This window comes from Odoribacter sp. (assembly GCF_985060555.1).
Genome location: NZ_CFKYFN010000080.1, coordinates 1 through 1542, shown reverse-complemented (window position 1 = coordinate 1542; position 1542 = coordinate 1). Strand labels below are relative to the sequence as shown.

The following is a 1542-nucleotide window of genomic DNA, read 5'->3' as shown; positions in this document are numbered from 1 at the left end:
GACATCACGACTTTCTTCCTGAAATAGAACGCAAGGGAAAGCACGCCCGACATGGTGGCCGAACGATACGGATAAACTACGATTGCGGCTTTGGTGAATAGATCTCGGACTTCGGCATCCTCGATGAACCGGTTCAGTCTGATAATGTTTTTATTGTCGGTTACGTAGTGTCTGCCTTTTCCTGCTATTACCAGCTTGTGCTTGTCGTGGAAGACTTTTTGGTCGTACGCCTCTATCAGCAGATCGACACCTTTGTAGTGATCTACAGTGCCGAAAAACAGAATGTAATCGGATGTGTTTTTCAGCTCCTCTATTTGTTTCCTTCCATTTTTTATCATTTGGGTTACTAAGGAAGGAAAATGATTGAATACAACGCGCTTATTCGGGTAACTTTCTTTTAAAGCTATATACTGATGTCGTGATGATGTCGTTAGATTCGGAATGATCTTCAGGTAAGTGCGTGTACACCATATGACGTATTTGTGCAAGAGTCTGCCCGGAAAAGTCATTGTGTCCGATTCGTGTTGATTCAGGTCATGAACCGTATAGTACAACCGCTCTTTAGGGTGTTGGCATAGAATATAAAAAAATAGACAGAAGTCTCCTGTCAGCAGATGAATTGCATCTATTTTGTGTGTTTTCGCAGTTCTTTTTATCGTGTCTATGATTCTTGCCGGATATATTTTGTATATTAACTTGAGAAGTTTGGAGCGGGGATATTCTATGTATTCGATATGCTCGACTTCCTTCAGGTAGTTGCGGTAAGATCGTTTTCCGGAATTGACAACCACTGCGTATATCTCGAATTCATTGCTTTTCGATAATGCATTTATGACAGAGGATGTGTATGGAATCATCCCCGGTGCAGACTCTGTGGCGATAAATAGGATTCGCTTCATTTGATGGATGTGCGCTTCCGTGCTGTTATTCGTTGCTGTGACGTTTATAATTCAAAAAGGTGCGGAAATTGCTCCGGATTCGCTGCCATGTTATCTTATGCCGATTTGTCCATAGGCTCTCTGCAAGAAAGGCGATATTGTTTCGGCAACCGTATTTTTTCAAGCTTTTCACGCTTACTCCGATCTGTTTGTCTGTCATGACATCGGGATACATGTAATATGTCGTGTCGGGGGACAAGCGGTCGGCCGAGTATTTCATGGGACGGCAGAAAAAATGGATATACAGAAATTCATCGCGGTGAATTCTGTCTTTTTGCAGGTAGTTTCTATATAACCTGCCGTCTTCCCATGTGAATATTTGATATTTGTTTTTATCCTTTTCCGAGGCGGGAAAATGACCCAGAACGAATCCCGGTTCATATTTTTCCAGATCTGCGAAGACCACTTCGTCGAAATACGGAATGTTCAGATACCGGTAAATCGCATCCATCCCGTTTTCATCGAAGCTATAGTTGCTTCTGCCGCTGAATACGTCTTTGTAATTGATTTCTCCGGGGACGATCCGCTTGTAACGGGCGTTTACTTCCGGCGTGTTCTTATACAGTGTGGAATGCCCCAAAAAGCCGAGCCGCTCATATTTATT

At 42.9% G+C, this 1542-nt stretch carries 2 protein-coding genes; both read right to left on the bottom strand.

Annotated features, from left to right (window positions below; translation table 11 throughout):
• The coding region (locus AC5RDS_RS10535; protein WP_494222328.1) for a glycosyltransferase at positions 1-338 on the bottom strand (338 nt) is incomplete at its 3' end.
• Positions 339-924: 586 nt separating this feature from the next.
• A partial coding sequence (locus AC5RDS_RS10530; protein ID WP_494222327.1) for a DUF6625 family protein occupies positions 925-1542 on the bottom strand: 618 nt, incomplete at its 5' end.